The 19,125-nt window shown below is 69.7% G+C and carries 20 protein-coding genes; 16 read left to right on the top strand and 4 right to left on the bottom strand.

Going from position 1 to position 19,125, the window contains the following annotated elements:
* The first annotated feature begins 185 nt into the window (after positions 1–185).
* The 4 genes from ON29_RS33915 to ON29_RS17590 all read left to right on the top strand — a co-directional run bounded on the left by ON29_RS33915 (position 186) and on the right by ON29_RS17590 (position 3,220).
* A complete protein-coding gene (locus tag ON29_RS33915; protein ID WP_157172817.1) occupies positions 186–674 on the top strand; it encodes a DMT family transporter in 489 nt (162 codons plus the stop codon).
* A 62-nt stretch (positions 675–736) separates the two neighbouring features.
* Entirely contained in the window at positions 737–1,243 is a 507-nt protein-coding gene (locus tag ON29_RS17600) for a DMT family transporter (RefSeq protein WP_040867573.1), read from the top strand.
* A 100-nt stretch (positions 1,244–1,343) separates the two neighbouring features.
* Positions 1,344–1,877 carry a DUF4334 domain-containing protein gene (locus ON29_RS17595; RefSeq protein WP_040867572.1) on the top strand — a complete coding sequence of 178 codons (534 nt, stop codon included), beginning with the start codon at positions 1,344–1,346 and terminating at the stop codon, positions 1,875–1,877.
* Between the two features lie 116 nt (positions 1,878–1,993).
* Positions 1,994–3,220 carry an FAD-dependent oxidoreductase gene (locus ON29_RS17590; RefSeq protein ID WP_040867570.1) on the top strand — a complete coding sequence of 409 codons (1,227 nt, stop codon included), beginning with the start codon at positions 1,994–1,996 and terminating at the stop codon, positions 3,218–3,220.
* A gap of 16 nt (positions 3,221–3,236) precedes the next feature.
* Here ON29_RS17590 and ON29_RS17585 read toward each other — a convergent pair whose 3' ends face one another.
* Both ON29_RS17585 and ON29_RS17580 read right to left on the bottom strand, forming a co-directional pair.
* A complete protein-coding gene (locus tag ON29_RS17585; RefSeq protein ID WP_040867595.1) occupies positions 3,237–4,403 on the bottom strand; it encodes a serpin family protein in 1,167 nt (388 codons plus the stop codon).
* Between the two features lie 42 nt (positions 4,404–4,445).
* The gene (locus ON29_RS17580; RefSeq protein ID WP_040867592.1) at positions 4,446–5,429 is read right to left on the bottom strand and encodes a quinone oxidoreductase family protein; all 984 of its coding nucleotides are present in this window, start codon (positions 5,427–5,429) and stop codon (positions 4,446–4,448) included.
* A gap of 84 nt (positions 5,430–5,513) precedes the next feature.
* On the opposite strand from ON29_RS17580, the gene ON29_RS17575 reads away from it, so the two are divergent.
* Positions 5,514–6,089: a TetR/AcrR family transcriptional regulator gene (locus ON29_RS17575; protein WP_040867568.1), complete on the top strand. Its 576-nt coding sequence runs from the start codon at positions 5,514–5,516 to the stop codon at positions 6,087–6,089.
* A 188-nt stretch (positions 6,090–6,277) separates the two neighbouring features.
* Here the strand turns inward: ON29_RS17575 and ON29_RS17570 are convergent, their stop codons facing one another.
* Together ON29_RS17570 and ON29_RS17565 are read right to left on the bottom strand one after the other, a co-directional pair.
* Positions 6,278–6,991, bottom strand: coding sequence for an HD domain-containing protein (locus ON29_RS17570; RefSeq protein ID WP_040867566.1), 714 nt, complete (start codon positions 6,989–6,991; stop codon positions 6,278–6,280).
* Positions 6,992–7,050: 59 nt separating this feature from the next.
* Entirely contained in the window at positions 7,051–7,677 is a 627-nt protein-coding gene (locus ON29_RS17565) for an alpha-ketoglutarate-dependent dioxygenase AlkB (RefSeq protein ID WP_040867565.1), read from the bottom strand.
* Between the two features lie 352 nt (positions 7,678–8,029).
* Here ON29_RS17565 and pyrR point away from each other — a divergent pair, with 352 nt between their 5' ends.
* From pyrR to ON29_RS17510, 11 genes are all read left to right on the top strand, one after another.
* Complete coding sequence (gene pyrR / locus ON29_RS17560; RefSeq protein WP_040867564.1) at positions 8,030–8,662, top strand: bifunctional pyr operon transcriptional regulator/uracil phosphoribosyltransferase PyrR; 633 nt, start codon at positions 8,030–8,032, stop codon at positions 8,660–8,662.
* Positions 8,663–8,702: 40 nt separating this feature from the next.
* Entirely contained in the window at positions 8,703–9,662 is a 960-nt protein-coding gene (locus tag ON29_RS17555) for an aspartate carbamoyltransferase catalytic subunit (RefSeq protein ID WP_040867591.1), read from the top strand.
* On the top strand, positions 9,659–10,987 hold the full coding sequence (locus ON29_RS17550; protein WP_040867563.1) for a dihydroorotase: 1,329 nt from the start codon (positions 9,659–9,661) through the stop codon (positions 10,985–10,987). The genes ON29_RS17555 and ON29_RS17550 overlap by 4 nt, the downstream gene beginning before the upstream one ends.
* On the top strand, positions 10,988–11,509 hold the full coding sequence (locus tag ON29_RS17545) for a PH-like domain-containing protein (protein ID WP_040867562.1): 522 nt from the start codon (positions 10,988–10,990) through the stop codon (positions 11,507–11,509). It abuts the gene before it with no gap.
* Positions 11,506–12,618, top strand: a complete 1,113-nt coding sequence (gene carA / locus ON29_RS17540; protein ID WP_040867561.1) for a glutamine-hydrolyzing carbamoyl-phosphate synthase small subunit — start codon at positions 11,506–11,508, stop codon at positions 12,616–12,618. Before ON29_RS17545 ends, carA begins: the two co-directional genes overlap by 4 nt.
* Positions 12,618–15,926: a carbamoyl-phosphate synthase large subunit gene (carB, locus tag ON29_RS17535; protein WP_040867560.1), complete on the top strand. Its 3,309-nt coding sequence runs from the start codon at positions 12,618–12,620 to the stop codon at positions 15,924–15,926. Before carA ends, carB begins: the two co-directional genes overlap by 1 nt.
* Before the next feature lie 25 nt (positions 15,927–15,951).
* Positions 15,952–16,776 (top strand): orotidine-5'-phosphate decarboxylase, encoded by an 825-nt coding sequence (pyrF, locus tag ON29_RS17530; protein ID WP_040867589.1) that lies wholly within the window; start codon positions 15,952–15,954, stop codon positions 16,774–16,776.
* 568 nt (positions 16,777–17,344) lie between these two features.
* The gene (gene mihF, locus ON29_RS17525) at positions 17,345–17,665 is read left to right on the top strand and encodes an integration host factor, actinobacterial type (protein WP_028476708.1); all 321 of its coding nucleotides are present in this window, start codon (positions 17,345–17,347) and stop codon (positions 17,663–17,665) included.
* Positions 17,666–17,673: 8 nt separating this feature from the next.
* Positions 17,674–18,258: a guanylate kinase gene (gene gmk, locus ON29_RS17520; protein WP_040867559.1), complete on the top strand. Its 585-nt coding sequence runs from the start codon at positions 17,674–17,676 to the stop codon at positions 18,256–18,258.
* 26 nt (positions 18,259–18,284) lie between these two features.
* The gene (rpoZ, locus tag ON29_RS17515) at positions 18,285–18,566 is read left to right on the top strand and encodes a DNA-directed RNA polymerase subunit omega (protein ID WP_039798918.1); all 282 of its coding nucleotides are present in this window, start codon (positions 18,285–18,287) and stop codon (positions 18,564–18,566) included.
* A gap of 44 nt (positions 18,567–18,610) precedes the next feature.
* The coding region (locus ON29_RS17510; protein WP_040867557.1) for a flavoprotein at positions 18,611–19,125 on the top strand (515 nt) is incomplete at its 3' end.

The following is a 19,125-nucleotide window of genomic DNA, read 5'->3' as shown; positions in this document are numbered from 1 at the left end:
GGCTTATGTAGTCGGCACCCCACGGATTACCCGTTGAACGTGCCGTTATCCGATGGTACGTTATTCAAGTCACAGGTCGGCCCGGATGTCGGCTCGAACACATTCAGGCCGTTTCGGGGGCCCGGGGTGGTGTGTCCGAGCCGACTCCGGTTCTCGGCCGCCGCCGAATCAAGGATGTGTTGCCCATGAGCATCGCCATCGGACTGGTCTTTCTGTTCATCTTGGTCGGAGGCAGCCTACGGTCGGCCGAAGCGGGCTGTCAGAACACGTTGATGGACCACATGAAGAACATGTGGCTCTGCGCCGTGATCTCCTACGCCGTAGCGCTTACCGGCTTTTCGATTTTCCTCGCGCTGTCGTCGAAGTCGCCGTGGCCGACGCTCGACGACCTGCGGAACATGCCGTGGTGGGCGCCGTTCGGCGGCTTGCTGGGCGGCGCGGCCGTCATGGGAATGATCGCCGTCGCCCGATACGTCGGTGTGGCGACCTTCAGCGCGCTGGTGATCGTCGGCGAGATGGTGGTCGCCGTGATCATGGACCACTTCGGCCTGATGGGATTCGACGAGCGATCCGCCAGTCTGCCCCGTCTGCTGGCCTGCGGGCTGATCACCCTCGCGATCTACCTGATGGCCGACGAGTCCGCGGCCGGCGAGCCCAGGGTCAGCGTCACCTGACCCGGGAACACGCACCGCTGCCGGTCCAACCATCCAACCTTCGCGCCCTCCGAGGATTCTCGATGACGGTTCAGACCGCCGAAAAGACCCGTGCCACCCTGCCCCGCGCCACGATGGCACTCATCTTCGCATTCATCCTGGTCGGAGGCGCGCTGCGCTCCGTGGAAGCCGGATGTCAGAACTCCCTCAAGCTCGCATTGAAGAATGTCTGGCTGTGCGGCGTGATCTCCTACGCCGTGGCATTCACCGGCTTCGCGATCTTTCTCACCGTGGCGCTGCTGGTTTCCTCCCGTCGGCCATGGCCGACGCGGCTCGACATCCGAAGCATGCCCCGGTGGGCGCCGTTCGGAGGTCTCCTCGGCGGAGCCGCGATCCTGGCGATGATCTCGGTGGCGTCCGATGTGGGCGCGGGCACCTTCAATGCCCTGATCATCGCGGGGCAGATGTTCGGTGCGCTCGCGATCGATCACTTCGGGCTGATGGGGTTCCCGCGGCGTACGGTGAACTCCAAGCGCATCGTCGCCTGCGTCATGATCATCGCGGGGATCTATCTCATGGCCACTTACTGACCAGGCGCGTGAGGCACGCCAGGGCCTACTGGTCAGTCGCGTTCTGAGAGACCGATAGGGTATCTCTCGCAACGTTGCCTCGCCGAGGGAAGTAGGAGACATGGCCACGAACGAGCTGACCGTGACGGACGTCCGCACCACGCAGGAGGCGTGGGCACTGTTCGACCGCCTCCCCGCGGCGCCGGTCGAGGAGATCACGACGGGGCGCTGGCGGGGAGAGGAACTGCACACGGGCCATCCGATGGATGGTGTGCTGGTGGCTTCGGGCTGGTACGGCAAGCAGTTCGACGGCTCCGATCACGTGCATCCGCTGCTGTTCACCTCGGGCGGCGAAGTTTTCCCGATCGATCCGCGCCGCGTCCCGCTCGGCCTGGCCGGGCGGGTGCCGCTGTCCGGGGTGCGTGCCCTGCGCAAACTGCTGCCTGCCCTCGCTCCCGCGCTGCGTACGCGTAAACCCACCGCGCGTCTGCGGTCGGTCGAATACCGCGGCGTGACGAGTGCCGCGATGGTCTACGACCACCTGCCGATCATCGATCACTTCCGGCGCGCCGACGAGCACACCCTGCTCGGCGTGATGGATTTGCGCGGTATGGCCGAACCGTACTTCTTCGTCTTGCGCAGGGACATCGGCTGAGCGGCCGCGGATCCGGTCGGCCGCAGCCGATCCGGATCCGGTGCCGCTCCCACCGCACTAGGATTTGCGCGACAGGCGAGACCTTGCGGGATGCGGCGACCGAGGAGGCACAGTCGATGGAACGCACGACATGCCTGGTGGTCGGCGGGGGACCGGCCGGAATGTTCCTCGGGCTGCTGCTGGCCAGGGCCGGTGTCGAGGTCACGGTGCTGGAGAAGCACACGGATTTCCTCCGTGACTTCCGCGGCGACACCGTGCATCCCACCACCCTCGATCTGATCGACGAACTGGGTCTCGGCGCCGAATTCGCGAAACTTCCCGCGCGCAAGGTGGATCAGGTGCAGTTGCCGATCGCGGGCGGCCTGCAGACCCTCGCGACGCTGAAGAACCTGCCGGGCAAGCACAAATACGTCGCCATGGTGCCGCAATGGGATCTGCTGGATCTGCTCGCGCGTGCCGCGGCGGCCGAGCCCACCTTCCGCCTGCGGATGAATACCGAGGCCACCGACCTGGTCTGGATCGACGGACGGGTCGGTGGCGTCGTCTACCGCACCGCCGACGGCGCGACCGGCTCGATCGAAGCCGACCTCACCGTGGCCTGCGACGGCCGCGGATCGCTGCTGCGGTCGGCCGCGGGGTTGTCGGCACACACCTGGTCGACGCCGATGGACGTCTGGTGGTTCCGCCTGCCGCGCACCGAGATCGACCCCGCGGGCGCGCTGCCGATCGTCAGCGCCCGGCGGGTGGCGGTTCTGCTCGACCGCGGCGACTACTGGCAGTGCGCGACGTTGATCGCCAAGGGCGCGGACGAATCCGCCCGCCGCGGACCGGTTCAGGACATCATGCGCGCCCTGGCCGAGGCCGCGCCCTGGCTTCACGACCGGGTCGACGCCTTGTCCGGCTGGGACGAGGTCAAGCTGCTGGAAGTGAAACTCGACCGGCTGACCCAGTGGTACACCCACGGCCTGCTCTGCCTCGGCGACGCCGCCCACGCCATGTCACCCGCCGGTGGCGTCGGCATCAACCTGGCTGTTCAGGACGCCGTCGCCGCGGCGAGAATCCTCGCCCCGCCGCTGCTCTCGGGCGCGCTGCGGATCAGGGATCTGGCGAAGGTGCAGCGACGGCGCAGATTCCCGACCGTCGTGACGCAGGGCATGCAGCGGCTCCTGCACGCCATCGCGATCGCTCCGGCCCTGGACGGGCGAATCGACATCGCGAGCGCTTCCCGCGCACCGCTGCCGGTCCGGATCCTGCGCCGCGTCCCCGTGATACGCAGCGTGCCACCGTACTTGCTCGCTCGCGGCGTCTTGCCGGAGCACGCTCCGCACTTCGCCCGGCGGTAGCGGTGCGGGCGGGTGCTCAGGCCGGAACGTCGGGGGATGACGCGGGCGGGGTCGCGATCCAGCCCGCGACGGCCACGAGACCGGTCGGGCGGTGTACGGCGAGGAAGCCGAAGGGGCGGTCGAAGATCACCGAGACGACGGGTGCGTGGTGGTGCCGCAGCGCCGCCGCTGCCGCGCGTAACGCGAAGGACGTCACGGCGGCGGCCTCGAAGCCTTCATGGCTGAACCGGGCGAGGACCTCCTGCGCTCCTCGACCGACGCAGAGGGGGAACGGCGAGATCGCCGGGAAATGGCCCTGGGTGCAGTCGGTCGCGGCGGTCAGGCCGAACAAGCCGGACCCGGCGAGCAGGTCATGGGTGGATCGGACCTCGAAGGGTGGCAGCCGGATTCGCAGTTGACCGGTGCGGGTCAGCACCTGCTCGGTGCGCACGGCGAGGCCCGGCCCCTCGGTGCCGACCGGCAGGTCGGAGCGGACCGGCACGGCGCCGGCCAGCGCCGCCAGGCCGGTTCCGAGCACGGTCCCGGATCGGCCCGTGCCGAGCAGCAGGTGGACGTCGAGGTCGGCCACACCTTCGACGACGACGCGCGTGACCGGCTCCGGCGCGTCCAGGATCGCGGCGTTCGCCAGGTCTGTGCTCGCGCGGGACAACCCGGGGCCGCGATGACCCTGCCACGGACCGTCTTTCGGGGTCAGCGTCGCGACCTCGAAGGGCACCTGCCACCGGGTCTTCGCGACCAGCGCGGTGGCGAGCACCAGCAGCGTGCCGGGATCGACCGAGAGGGGGAACCGCTCGATGAGCCCGTCGGTATGCCGGGCCGCCCAGCTGTCGAGTTCGGACTGGCCGGCCAGCCGGGCGAGAACTCCCTCGGGCAGCGGTCGCGACCAGGCTTCGTGCAGCGGAAGATCATGGCGCACCCACACGCCCAGTGCCGCCGACACCGCGTCCGCGCGCTGGAGGTCGTGCAGCAACCGGAGCGCTTCTTCCCGGGCGTTCGCCGCGGGTACGCCGATCGCCGTCGACAGTTCTTCCCGTGCCGGACCGTCCGCCGCGGAGGCGAGCAAGGCCAGCAGCGGCCAGACGCCCGCGCCGGACACCACGAAGTCTCGTTCGCCCGCCGCCGCGCACCAGCGTGCCGTGAGGGCGTTGGCGGCGCCGACATGGGATTCCAGAGAAGTCCGCACGGAACCCACCCTAGCCACGGCGACGCAGGCTTCACACCGCTCTCAGGACGTGGCGGCTTCCGGTCGCAGCACGATTTTGCCCAGCGCAGCCCGGTTCTCCAGCAGCCGGTGCGCGTGACTGGCCCGGCCGAGCGGCAGGACCGTCTCGACCAGCGGATCGAGCCCACCCGCCGCCGCGCGGGCCAGCACTGCTCCGCGTGCCTGCGCGACTCGGTTCAGCCAGTCCGGCCCCGCGCAGCCGGTGAAGGTCAACCCGCGCATGATCAGGTCGGTCGCCGACACCTGCGCGGGTGCGCCGGACAGCCAGCCGTAGCCCAGCATCCGTCCGCGCAGCGGAGTCATGAGATCGAGGAGGCCGGAAGCGCTCACACCGCCGATCGAATCGAACACCACGTCCACCGTTGCGCCGCCGAGCATTTGACGTAGCCGGGTGGTCCACGCGGGATCGTTGTGGTCGATCACTTCGTCGGCGCCCAGCTCGCGCGCCCGGGCCGCTTTCTCGGGACTGCCCGCGGTGCCGATGACGCGAGCCGCCCCGAATTCTCCGGCCAGTTGGGTCAGGGCGCTGCCGACGCCCGTGGCGGCCGCCTCGATCAGGACGGTTTCGACGCCGGTCAGCGCGGCGGTCTCCAGCAGTGGAATCGCCACCGATCCGTTCATCAGCACCGCGGCGGCGTCGACGAAGGACAGGCCGTCCGGGATGGGCGCCACCGAATCAGCGGGCGCGGCCACGAATTCGGCGTAGGCACCGAAACCTCTGGTCGCCACTACGACTCGCCGTCCGAGCAGCGCGGAATCGACTTGCGCTCCGACCTCCGTAACGATTCCCGCGGCCTGGAAACCGAAGATCAGCGGCGGTGGCGCGGCGAGCGGGAACTCGCCGGAGCGCAGCTTTGTCTCCGGGAACAGCACCGGTATGGCCTCGGCTCGGATCACCACCTCGTCCTCGGCCGGTCGCGGCGCAGGGACCTCCTCGGCCACCAGCACGTCGGGGTCTCCCACTGCCGTCATTACGATTGCCTGCATCACGAACTCCATAAATTGACTGGCGGTCCAATTGATTACCGAATCATATGGACCGCCGGTCAACTTGTCTAGAAGGCGGGTGCGATGGGCGACGGACGGCCCAGAGAACGGGCGGACGCGGCGCGTAATCGACGGGCGATTCTGGAGGCCACCAGCGCGCTGCTCGCGGAGCACGGTGCCGAGGCGATCACCATGGAGCGTGTCGCGGCGGCCGCCGGAGTGGGCAAGGGCACCATCTTCCATCGCTTCGGCAACCGCGCCGGGCTCTTGCACGAGATGGTCGCCGAGAGCGCGCTCACGCTCATGGACGCGATCACCAACGGCCCACCGCCGCTGGGTCCCGGTGCGCCCGCCGAGGCCCGCTTGATCGCCTACTTCGACGCGATGGCGCGGCTGGTGATCGACAATTCCGAGCTGATGGTCGCCTATCGCACCGAGCCGCCGCATCCGCGGACCGCCGAGTTCCACGCGTTCTGGGACAACCACATCACCACGTTGCTGCGCGAAGCGCGTCCGGACCTGGACGCGGAAGTGGTCGGGCGGCTGCTGCTCGGCGCGTTGAGCGCCGAGTTGGTGCCTGCCATGGTCCGGGCCGGTGAGACCGATCGGTTGCTGGCGGCGGTGCGGGAGTTGGTCGAGTCGGTGCTGCGCACGCCCTGACCGCTCAACGCTCCGCGCGTGATCGTCCTGTGCGCTCGGGGCGGCGGCCGGGGACCGCGTCGGCGCGACGACAAGAGTTCGTGCGTGCCGGATCGGTACGGGTTCAGGTCGCAAAGGCTGTTCTCGTGATGCTCGGTGTTAGATCCCGTTGTGCCGCAAGGCATTCCGGTCCGGGGCCGGCGCGGCGATCAGTCCCGCGACAGGATGGCCTCGAAGCGTTCGTCCGCGCGGTCGAGTTGGTCGAGGATGTGCTGCCGGACGTGGTCGGCCAGCGGTGTGTCCGGGCGGGTGACCAGGTCGCGATAGACGTCGGTGAGCGGGCGGTATTTGGCGGCGAGTTTCGTCATCGCGGGACCGGTGGCGTAGAGGATGCCGACGCCGTTGTCGGTGAAATCGGAGAGTTTGATGACGCGGGCCCACGGGTCCCGGTCCAGGTTGGCCGCGACGTGTTCGCGGTACTGCGCCTGCCGGTCGCGCGCCGGATCCGGTTCGGGATTGGTCACCGCGGCGACGAGATCGGCCACTCGCGCACCGAACCGCTCGGTGAGTGCGTCCAGCGCGGCGTCGACGGCCGGGCCGGGGCGATCGGCGGCCAGTTCGGCGGCGTGGTCCTCGACCGAGTCGTGCAACAGCCCCGCCGCGACCACATCGGGATCCCGGACCTCGTAGTGGCTGATGATCCGAATCGTCACGCGCAGTAGGTGACTGAGGTACGGCTCGCGGCCGTACCGGTCGTCACGGTGCAGGTCGGCCGCGAGATCGAGCGCCGCGGCCAGGCGCTGCGTGTCCGGAAGTTCGGCGATTTCCAGCAGTAGTCGTTCCCGCAGCCCGGCTTCGCCGTAGACCTCGCTGATCGTGTGCAGCGGCATCACGGCCAAGACCCCCGCCCCTGGATTGCTCATGTTGCCAGGCTAACCGGACACAGCGACACGTGACGGGCGGCGGAGCGCCCGGGGCCCGCTCAACGGACGCCGCGTGGGCGGTACTGAATGCTGATCCGCGGACCGGTGGGTTTGCGTGTCTTCGGCACCGCGTGCTCCCAGGTGCGCTGGCATGAGCCGCCCATCACGAGTAGATCGCCGTGGCCGACAGCGTATTTGATGCTCGCGCCGCCGCCGCGCGGCCGCAGCAGCAGCGCCCGCGGCGCCCCGATCGACACGATCGCGACCATGGTGTCGTGTGTGGCCCCTCGGCCGATGTCGTCGCCGTGCCAGGCGACGCTGTCGCGCCCGTTCCGGTAGTAGCACAGGCCCGCGGTGCGGAACGGCTCGCCGAGTTCGTGCCGGTAGTGCTCGCTCAATGCCGTGCGGGCGTCGGCCAATGCCGGGTCCGGCAGCGGTTCGTGCTCGGAATAGAACCGCAGTAGCCGGGGCACGTCGACCACGCGGTCGTACATCGGCCTGCGCTCGGCTCGCCACGGCACGCGGTCGACGAGCCGGTCGAACAGCGCGTCCGCGCCCGAGAGCCATCCGGGCAGCAGGTCCACCCAGGCCCCGTGGTCGAGCACGGTACGGCGCGTATCACGCAGCGGCGCGAATTCGGTGTCGCCGAATCCGTCGAGCAGCGATCTCTGCAGCGGTGTGGACATGCGGCCGAGCGTACTGCTTATCGAACATATGTGCTAGCGGTTTTCAGCCATGGTTGCCGAGTGTCGTGGTGCGGATCTGGCCCATAGGCCGCCGCGCCCGGATGGCGGAACACTCTCCGGGCCTGGGGCGATCCGGTGGCGCTGCTCGGTCGCCCGGCGGCTCTGGGCAGCGGGGATCTCGGATTGATTCTCGCGGTCCGCCACCAGCGCGCGACCGCGTCCGCTGCGGCGGTCAGTGGCCCCGCTCACAGCGTGATATGCCTGGTGAAAGCGGGGCTGACGGCGCTGATACGCTGCTTGCCGTAAGACATCCTTTAACGGACCGTCCGGTGAGGCGGGGAAGGAGGTCGGCATGGCCGTGCCCGAAGAGCGGGCCGCCAAGTCCGGCGCTGCGGAGACATCGCAGCGACATACCCCGGAGTGGGTGGCGGCGGGGCGAGAGCTGTTGTCGGCTTCGGATGTCGGGCGGACCGTCGCGCGCATCGCGCATCAGATCATCGAGAAGACCGCGCTGGACGCGGGTGAGCCGGACGCGCCGCGGCTGGTGCTGATCGGCATCCCCACCCGGGGAACCACCCTGGCGGCGCGGCTCACCGAGAAGATCGAGGAATTCTCCGGCGTCCGCCCGGCCCTGGGCTCGCTCGACATCACCCTCTACCGCGACGATCTGCGCAGCCGTCCGCACCGGCCGCTGGAACGCACCTCCGTTCCGGAAGGCGGCATCGAGGACGCGCTGGTGGTTCTGGTCGACGACGTCCTGTTCTCCGGTCGCACCGTCCGCTCCGCGCTCGACGGCCTGCGCGACCTGGGCCGTCCGCGCGCGGTGCAGCTGGCGGTGCTGATCGACCGCGGTCACCGGGAATTGCCGATCCGCGCCGATTACGTGGGCAAGAACGTACCGACCAGCCGGTCCGAGGACATCTCGGTCCTGCTGTCCGAGCACGACGGCCGCGACGGCGTCTACCTGCACCAGGAGGAGGCGTGATGGAACTGCCACACGCCGGCTCGCGGCAGGAGGCATGCGCGTGAGGCATCTGCTGTCGGTCGCCGCGCTGGATCGCGCAGCCGCGACCGAACTGCTCGACGAGGCCGAGCGGTTCGAACAGGCCCTGCTCGGCCGCGAGGTGCACAAACTGCCCACGCTGCGCGGGCGCACCGTGATGACGGTCTTCTTCGAGAACTCCACCCGGACCCGGGTCTCGTTCGAGGTGGCGGGCAAGTGGATGAGCGCGGACGTGATCAACGTCAGCGCGAGCAGTTCCTCGGTCGCCAAGGGTGAGTCTCTGCGCGACACCGCGCTGACCTTGCACGCCGCCGGCGCCGACGCGTTGATCGTGCGACACCCGGCGTCCGGCGCCGCGCACCAGATCGCCCGCTGGATGGACGAGTGGGCCGTCTCGGCAGGACGCGCCTCCGGCCCGGCGGTCGTCAACGCGGGTGACGGAACACACGAGCATCCGACCCAGGCCCTGCTGGACGCGTTGACGCTGCGGCAGCGGCTGGGCGACATCGAGGGCAAGCGGGTCGTCATCGTCGGCGACATCCTGCACAGCCGGGTCGCGCGGTCCAACGTCTTCCTGCTGGCCACGCTCGGCGCGGAGGTCGTGCTGGTCGCCCCGCGCACGCTGCTTCCGGTCGGCGTGGAGAGCTGGCCCGCCCGCGTCTCGCACCATTTGGACGCCGAACTGATCGGCGCCGACGCGGTGCTGATGTTGCGCGTGCAGGCCGAGCGGATGAACGGCGGGTTCTTCCCGTCGGCGCGCGAGTACTCGATCACCTACGGGTTGTCCGAACGCAGGCTGGCCCTGCTGGAGGACCACGCCGTCGTGCTGCACCCCGGACCGATGCTGCGCGGCATGGAGATCGCGTCCTCGGTCGCGGACTCGCCGAAAGCCGCGGTGCTGCAACAGGTCACCAACGGCGTGCACCTGCGGATGGCGGTCTTGTTCCGCCTGCTCGTCGGGACACAGGAGGTAGTGGCATGAGCGGAAACAACGGCACCGCCGTCTTGATCAAGGGTGCGCGGCTGTACGGCGAAGGCGAACCGGTCGACGTGCTCGTCGCCGATGGGGAGATCCGCCGGATCGGCACCGATCTGGACGCGGTCGACGCCGAGATCGTCGACGCGCGGGGGCAGGTTCTGCTGCCCGGCTTCGTCGACCTGCACACCCATCTGCGCGAGCCGGGCCGTGAGGACACGGAGACCATCGAATCCGGATCCGCCGCCGCCGCGCTCGGCGGCTACACCGCGGTGTTCGCGATGGCCAATACCGCTCCGGTCGCCGACTCGGTGGTCGTGACCGACCACGTATGGCGGCGCGGCCGGGAGGTGGGCCTGGTCGACGTGTATCCGGTCGGCGCGGTCACCGTCGGCTTGGAGGGCAAGCAGCTCGCCGAGATGGGGACGATGGCCGCGGGCGTCGGCGCGGTGCGCATGTTCTCCGACGACGGCCATTGTGTCCACGACCCGCTGATCATGCGCCGCGCCCTGGAGTACGCGAATTCGCTCGGGGTGCTGATCGCCCAGCACGCGGAGGAGCCGAGGCTGACCCAGGGCGCCATCGCGCACGAGGGACCGACCGCGGCCCGGCTGGGGCTGGCGGGCTGGCCGCGCGCTGCGGAGGAGTCCATCGTCGCGCGCGACGCCCTGCTGGCACGCGACGCCGGCGCCCGGGTGCACATCTGCCACGCGTCCACCGCCGGCACCGTGGAACTGGTGCGGTGGGCGAAGTCCCAGGGCATCTCCATCACCGCCGAGGTCACCCCGCACCACCTGCTGCTGGACGACTCCCGGCTGGAGACCTACGACGCGGTCAACAAGGTCAACCCGCCGCTGCGCGAGGCGTCCGACGCCGCCGCGCTGCGGCGGGCGCTGGCCGAGGGCATCATCGACTGCGTCGCCACCGACCATGCTCCGCACGCCGAGCAGGACAAGTGCTGCGAGTTCGCCGCTGCCCGGCCCGGCATGCTGGGACTGGAGACGGCGCTGTCGATCATCGTGCAGACCATGGTCGAGCCGGGGCTGCTGGACTGGCGCGGCGTCGCCCGCGTGATGAGCGAGCGCCCGGCCGCGATCGTGGGTCTGGACGAGCACGGCAGGCCGCTCGAGGTCGGTGAGCCGGCGAACTTGACGCTGGTCGACCCGAAGGCGAGCTGGACGGTGCGCGGGAAGGAACTGGCCAGCATCTCGAACAACACGCCGTTCGAGGCGATGAGCTTCCCGGCGCGGGTGACGGCGACGCTGCTGCGCGGCCGGGTCACCGCCCGCGACGGCAAGGCGCTGGGCGCAGCCCTTCGAGGAGGTTCGTAAATGGAGAGAACACTCTGGGTTGCCGGGCTGCTGATCCTGTTCGCGGTCTGCCTCTGGCTGATGTACCGGGGATGGCGCAACCGCGCGGCACGTCAGGCGGAGCGCATCGGCGAGCTGCCCGCCGTGCCCGCCGAGCTCGGCGCGCAGGTGCTGGAGCCGACCACCGGCCTGTACCTGGGCAGCACGATCGCGCCCAGCTGGCAGGACCGGATCACGGTGGGCGACCTGGGTTTCCGGGCCACCGCGGAACTCACGCGGTTCGAACGGGGGATTCTGCTCGAGCGCGACGGCGCGACGGTGATCTGGATTCCGCAGGAATCCATCACGGCGGTGCGCACCGAACGCGGCCACGCGGGCAAAGTGATGACGGAAGATGGTGTGCTGGTCATTCGCTGGAAGCTGCCGACCGGAACCGAGATCGATACGGGTTTCCGCGGCGACGACAAGTCGGTCTACCCGGCTTGGCGCCGGCTTCCTGCGGCGGATCAGAGCGGGACGATGACGGGAGATGACGAGGGATGACAGGAGAAGCGGCATTCGTGCTGGAGGACGGCCGGGTGTTTCGCGGCCGGGCCTACGGCGCCGTGGGCCAGACGCTCGGTGAGGCGGTGTTCTGCACCGCGATGACCGGGTACCAGGAGACCCTCACCGACCCGTCCTACCACCGGCAGATCGTGGTGGCCACCGCGCCGCAGATCGGCAACACCGGCTGGAACGACGAGGACGACGAGTCCACCAAGATCTGGGTCGCCGGGTACGCGGTGCGCGACCCCGCGCGGCGCGCGTCCAACTGGCGCGCCACCACGACGCTGCCGGACGAACTGGAGCGGCAGCGGATCGTCGGCATCGCGGGCATCGACACCCGCGCGCTGGTGCGGCACCTGCGCACCCGCGGTTCGATGAAGGCGGGCATCTTCTCCGGTGACGCGCTCGCCGCCCCCGACGAGCTGGTGGCCCGGGTGACCGGGCAGCCGTCCATGCTGGGCGCCGACCTCGCGGGCGAGGTGACCACCGACGCGCTCTACACGATCGAGCCCGACGGCGAGCACCGTCGCACGGTCGTGGCGGTCGACCTCGGGATCAAGACCAATACCCCGCGCATGTTCGCGCAGCGCGGCATGCGGGTGCACGTGGTGTCCTCGTCCACCACGCTGGATCAGATCCTCGAATTGAAGCCGGACGGGGTCTTCCTGTCCAACGGTCCGGGCGACCCGGCCACCGCCGACACCGCGGTCGAGCTGACCCGCGGCGTGCTGGGTGCGGGCCTGCCGCTGTTCGGCATCTGCTTCGGCAACCAGATCCTCGGCCGCGCGCTCGGCCGGGGCACGTACAAGATGAAGTTCGGTCACCGCGGCATCAACATCCCGGTGGTGGAGCACGAGACCGGCAGGATCTCGATCACGGCGCAGAACCACGGGTTCGCGCTGGAGGGTGAGCGGGGCGAGCGGTTCGACACCCCCTTCGGCACGGCCGAGGTGAGTCACGTCTGCGCCAACGACGGCACGGTCGAAGGCGTCCGGCTGGTCGACGGCCGCGCCTTCTCCGTGCAGTACCACCCGGAGGCCGCTGCCGGACCCCACGACGCCGCATATCTGTTCGACCGTTTCGCCGGTCTCATGGAAGGAGCCTGATGCCTCGCCGCGAGGATCTCGAGCACATCCTGGTGATCGGTTCTGGCCCGATCGTCATCGGCCAGGCGTGCGAATTCGACTACTCCGGCACGCAAGCGTGCCGGGTGCTGCGGGCCGAGGGCCTGCGGGTGTCGCTGGTCAACTCGAACCCGGCGACGATCATGACCGACCCGGAGTTCGCCGACGCCACCTACGTGGAGCCGATCACGCCGGAGTTCGTGGAAAAGGTCATCGAGAAGGAGCGCCCCGACGCCATCCTGGCCACCCTGGGCGGCCAGACCGCGCTGAACACCGCGGTCGCACTGCACGAGCGCGGGGTGCTGCAGAAGTACGGCGTGGAGCTGATCGGCGCCGACTTCGACGCCATCCAGCGCGGTGAGGACCGGCAGAAGTTCAAGGACATCGTGGCGAAGGTGGGCGGCGAGAGCGCCCGCTCGCGGGTCTGCTTCACCATGGACGAGGCCCGCGAGACGGTGGCCGAGCTCGGCTACCCGGTGGTGGTGCGCCCGTCGTTCACCATGGGCGGCCTCGGGTCGGGCATGGCCTACAACGAGGCGGACCTCGATCGCATCGCGGGCGGCGGCCTGGCCGCCTCGCCCACCGCGAACGTCCTCATCGAGGAGTCCATTCTCGGCTGGAAGGAATACGAGCTCGAGCTGATGCGCGACGGCCGCGACAACGTCGTGGTGGTCTGCTCGATCGAGAACGTCGACCCGATGGGCGTGCACACCGGCGACTCGATGACCGTCGCCCCCGCGATGACGCTCACCGACCGCGAGTACCAGAAGCTGCGTGATCTCGGCATCGCGATCCTGCGCGAGGTCGGCGTGGACACCGGCGGCTGCAACATCCAGTTCGCGGTGAACCCGAGCGACGGCCGCCTGATCGTCATCGAGATGAACCCCCGCGTCTCGCGCTCGTCCGCGCTGGCGTCGAAGGCGACGGGCTTCCCGATCGCGAAGATCGCCGCCAAGCTGGCCATCGGGTACACGCTCGACGAGATCGTCAACGACATCACCAAAGAGACGCCGGCCTGTTTCGAGCCGACCCTCGACTATGTGGTCGTCAAGGCGCCGCGGTTCGCGTTCGAGAAGTTCCCCGGCGCGGACGGCACGCTGACCACCACGATGAAGTCCGTCGGCGAGGCGATGTCGCTGGGCCGCAACTTCGCCGAATCGCTGGGCAAGGTGCTGCGTTCACTGGAGACCAAGGCCGCGGGCTTCTGGACCCAGGACGACGGCGCGTGGACCGACGTCGAAGCGATCCTGGAGGATCTGCGCACGCCCACCGAGGGGCGCATCTACCAGGTCGAGCGGGCGCTGCGACTGGGCGCGAGCATCGAGGACGTCGCCGCCGCCTCGGGCATCGACCCGTGGTTCGTCGCGGAAGTGGCGGGCTTGGTCGAGCTGCGCCGGGAGATCCTCGACGCGCCCGTGCTGGACGAGCCGCTGCTGCGCCGGGCCAAGCACTACGGCCTGTCCGATCGTCAGCTGGCCGCGCTGCGGCCCGAGCTGGCGGGGGAGACCGGCGTGCGCGCCCTGCGGCACCGGCTCGGTGTCCGCCCGGTCTTCAAGACCGTCGACACCTGCGCCGCCGAGTTCGAGGCCAAGACGCCGTACCACTACTCGGCCTACGAACTCGATCCCGCCGCCGAATCCGAGGTGGCGCCGCAGCCCGAGCGCGAGAAGGTGATCATCCTCGGTTCCGGACCGAACCGGATCGGCCAGGGCATCGAGTTCGACTACTCGTGCGTGCACGCGGCGCAGACGCTGTCGCAGGCCGGATACGAGACGGTGATGGTCAACTGCAACCCGGAGACCGTCTCCACCGACTACGACACCGCCGATCGTCTCTACTTCGAGCCGCTGACCTTCGAGGACGTGCTCGAGATCTACCACGCCGAGTGCGAGTCGGGCACCGTCGCGGGCGTCATCGTGCAGCTGGGCGGGCAGACGCCGCTCGGACTGGCGCAGCGCCTCACCGAGGCGGGCGTGCCGGTGGTCGGCACCAGCGCGGCCGCCATCGACCTGGCCGAGGACCGCGGCGAGTTCGGCGACGTGCTGGTCGCGGCCGGGCTGCCCGCGCCGAAGTACGGAACCGCCACCACGTTCGCGCAGGCCAGCAAGATCGCCGCGGAGATCGGATACCCGGTGCTGGTGCGCCCGTCCTACGTGCTCGGCGGCCGCGGCATGGAGATCGTGTACGACGAGAAGTCCCTGGAGGGCTACATCTCTCGCGCGACCGCGCTCAGCCCGGAGCACCCGGTGCTGGTCGACCGCTTCCTGGAGGACGCGATCGAGATCGACGTCGACGCGCTGTGCGACGGCGAGGAGGTCTACCTCGGCGGCGTGATGGAGCACATCGAGGAGGCGGGCATCCACTCCGGCGACTCGGCCTGCGCGCTGCCCCCGATCACGCTGGGCCGCAGCGACATCGAGGCGGTGCGCCGCTCCACGATCGCGCTGGCCAAGGGCATCGGCGTCCGCGGCCTGCTCAACGTGCAGTACGCGCTCAAGGACGACGTGCTCTACGTCCTGGAGGCCAACCCGCGGGCGAGCCGGACCGTCCCGTTCGTGTCCAAGGCGACCGCGGTGCCGCTGGCCAAGGCCGCCGCACGGATCATGCTCGGCGCCACCATCGCCGAACTCCGCAAGGAGGGCATGCTGCCGAGCGAGGGCGACGGCGGGCATGTCGCGCTGGACGCTCCGGTCGCGGTCAAGGAGGCCGTGCTGCCGTTCCACCGCTTCCGGCGCGCCGACGGCAGCGGCGTGGATTCGCTGCTGTCGCCGGAGATGAAATCCACCGGCGAGGTGATGGGCATCGACGCCGATTTCGGCACCGCCTTCGCCAAGAGCCAGACCGCCGCCTACGGATCGCTGCCCACCGAGGGCACCGTGTTCGTCTCGATCGCCAACCGGGACAAGCGTGCGATGGTCTTCCCGGTGAAGCGCCTGCACGATCTCGGTTTCCGCATCCTCGCCACCGAGGGCACGGCGGAGATGCTGCGCCGCAACGGAATTCCGTGCGAGCAGGTGCGCAAGCACTCCGAGGTGGGTCCGGACGACCAGCCCACGATCGTGGAGCAGATCCGCGACGGTGAGGTCGACATGGTGTTCAACACGCCCTACGGCAACTCCGGGCCCCGCGTGGACGGCTACGAGATCCGCAGCGCGGCGGTCGGGGTGAACATCCCGTGCATCACCACCGTGCAGGGTGCGGCAGCCGCGGTGCAGGGCATCGAGGCCAGCATCAACGGCGGCATCGGTGTGCGGTCCCTGCAGGAACTGCACTCGGTGCTGCGTGGGTGAGCCGCGACCGGACGGAGCGGGCGAGATGAAGACCTTCGGCGAGCGCTTGCGGCATGCGATGCGGGACTTCGGGCCCGTCTGCGTCGGGATCGACCCGCACCCGCAACTGCTGCGGTCCTGGGACCTCCCCGAGGACGTCGAGGGCCTCGAGCGCTTCGCCGAGATCTGCGTCGAGGCCTTCGACGGTCTGGTCGCGCTGGTCAAGCCGCAGGTCGCGTTCTTCGAGGCCTACGGCTCCGGCGGCATCGCCGTGCTGGAGCGCGCCATCGAGGTGTTGCGCGCCTCGGGCACGTTGGTGCTCGCCGACGCCAAGCGCGGCGACATCGGGTCCACCATGGACGCCTATGCGCGGACCTGGCTGGCCGACGGTCCGCTCGCGTCCGACGCGGTGACGGTCTCGCCGTTCCTCGGATTCGGTTCGCTGGCGCCCGCGCTGACCCTCGCCGAGGCCAACGGCCGCGGCGTCTTCGTGCTCGCGGCGACGTCGAATCCCGAGGGAGTGCAGGTGCAGCGGGCGGTCGGGGCGGACGGCCGCGCGGTCGCGCAGACGATGGTCGACGAAGCCGCGGCCCGCAACGCGGGCAGCGAGTTCGGTTCGGTGGGCGTGGTGGTCGGCGCCACGCTGCGCGAGGCGCCGGACCTGTCCGCGCTCAACGGTCCGATCCTGATGCCCGGGGTGGGCGCGCAGGGCGGCGGCCCGGACACGATCCGCGAGCTGGTCCCCGAGCCGATGCTCGGGGCCGTCCTCCCGAACGTCTCGCGCGAGCTGCTGCGAGCGGGCCCCGACGTCCCGGCACTGCGTGCCAGGGTGCACGAGCTCCAGGACACGTTCGCGTTTCTGCAGAATTGACCGCGAAGGCCGGCGCACCCGCGCCGGCCTTCGGTCTTTCCGGGGCGCATGCGCGTGCAGCTGTACTCACACACGCGGCCTTACCGGTGCCTGTGCGCTCTCCTGCGCCGATTTCGGCGCTCATCGGTGCTCGGCTGGGCACCTGCCCGCTGGACCGGCGTACAGGGCCGCGAACCGGCACCGGATGCCGCGCCGAGCGGGCCGAATGTCTCGGATGTGACGCCCGACACGCGGGTAGAACTCGCGACACGCGGAAAATTTCGAGAAAGTTCCTGGTAGGGCGCGTGAGGGGTTGCTGGAACGATGCGCTGCGCTACCGCAACCCTCCCGCAAACCACTCGGTTTGCCGAAAACGCCCTGCTGGCGGCGTGTTTCGCGAATCCCGCAGCGCGCTCCGCGTGGTGGCGCGGGCGGGTCGGGCGACGCACCCCCCTGGTGTCGCCGCTATCCGGAATCATGCGCTGACCTGGGGGGTGGGTTCGCAATCAGCGGACGTCGTGGGTACGGTCGCTGAGACTGCTGGGTTACCGGCAGGAGTTGATGCAATGAACGATGAGACGGAGGAACCGTGGCCCTTCCCCAGCTGACTGACGAGCAGCGCGCCGCTGCTTTGGAGAAGGCGGCTGCCGCTCGCCGCGCTCGGGCGGAGCTCAAGGAGCGCTTGAAGCGTGGCGGCACCAACCTGAAGCAGGTCCTCACCGATGCCGAGACCGATGAGATCCTCGGCAAGATGAAGGTGTCGGCGCTGCTGGAGGCCCTGCCGAAGGTGGGCAAGGTCAAGGCGGCGGAAATCATGAGCGAGCTGGAGATCGCCCCCACCCGGCGGCTGCGCGGACTCGGCGACCGGCAGCGCAAGGCGCTGCTCGCCCGGTTCGACTTCGACGCCTGACGACTAGGGTGATCGAACACACGCGGAAGGGTCGACTGGTAGTACTGGTCGGCCCCTCGGCCGTGGGCAAGTCCACCGTGGTCCGCTGTGTCCGCGAACGACTGCCCCACCTGGTCTTCAGCGTGTCGGCAACGACCCGGGCCCCGCGGCCCGGGGAGGTCGACGGCCTCGACTACCGCTTCGTCTCCCGTGCGGAGTTCGACGCGATGATCGAGGCGGACGAGCTGCTCGAGTGGGCTGACATCCACGGCGGGTTGCAGCGGTCGGGCACCCCCGCCGGGCCGGTGCGCGCCGCTCTGGCGGAGGGTCTTCCGGTCCTGGTCGAAGTGGATCTCGAGGGCGCGCGGTCGGTGCGCCGGGCCATCCCGGAAGCGATCCTGGTCTTCCTGGCCCCGCCGAGCTGGGACGAACTGGTGGCGCGGCTGACCTCGCGCGGCACCGAGTCGCCCGAGGTGATCGAGCGCCGCCTGGAAACGGCCAGGATCGAGCTGGCCGCCTGTGACGAGTTCGACATCGTTATCGTGAACGACGAGGTGACCAGCGCCTGTGAGCAGTTGGTATCGTTGTTCGTTAGCACAAATTCGAGTTCGTGACCTCCCAAACACCAGGAGTCCCCCTAGTGAGCAGTACGGACACCAAGACCGCGCCCGCCTACGACACCCCGGTCGGCCTGACCAACCCGCCGATCGACGAGTTGCTGGAGCGCACGTCGTCCAAGTACGCCCTGGTCATCTACGCGGCCAAGCGGGCCCGGCAGATCAACGACTACTACAACCAGCTCGGCGACGGCATCCTCGAGTACGTGGGCCCGCTGGTCGAGCCGGGTCTGCAGGAGAAGCCGCTGTCGGTCGCGCTGCGCGAGATCCACTCCGACCTGCTCGAGCACTCCGAAGGCGAGTGAGGCGAACCGCGTTCGCCCGTGACCACGACTAGGCCGGAGGCGTAGTGACCACAAGGATCGTCGTCGGCGTAGCCGGAGGGATCGCCGCCTACAAGGCGTGCTCTCTGGTCCGGCGGTTCACCGAGACCGGACACGACGTCCGGGTGATCCCCACCCACTCGGCGCTGGAGTTCGTCGGTAAGGCGACCTTCGAGGCACTGTCCGGGAACCCGGTGCACACCGGTGTGTTCTCCGACGTGCCCGAGGTCCCGCATGTTCGGCTGGGCCAGGAGGCGGACCTGGTGGTCATCGCCCCTGCCACCGCCGACCTCATGGCCCGCGCCGCCTCCGGCCGCGCCGACGACCTGCTCACCGCCACGTTGCTGACGGCCCGATGTCCGATCTTGTTCGCGCCCGCGATGCACACCGAGATGTGGGAGCATCCGGCGACCGTCGCCAATGTCGCGACGCTGCGCGCCCACGGTGCGATCGTCATGGAACCCGCGGCGGGGCGGCTCACCGGCGCCGACACCGGTCCCGGACGGCTGCCCGAGCCCGAGGAGATCTTCGGCCTCGCGGC

The sequence above is a fragment of the Nocardia exalbida NBRC 100660 genome, from assembly GCF_000308575.1.
Taxonomy (GTDB): domain Bacteria; phylum Actinomycetota; class Actinomycetes; order Mycobacteriales; family Mycobacteriaceae; genus Nocardia; species Nocardia exalbida.
Note: the sequence above shows the minus strand (reverse complement) of the source record. Positions and strands in the feature narration are given on the sequence as shown.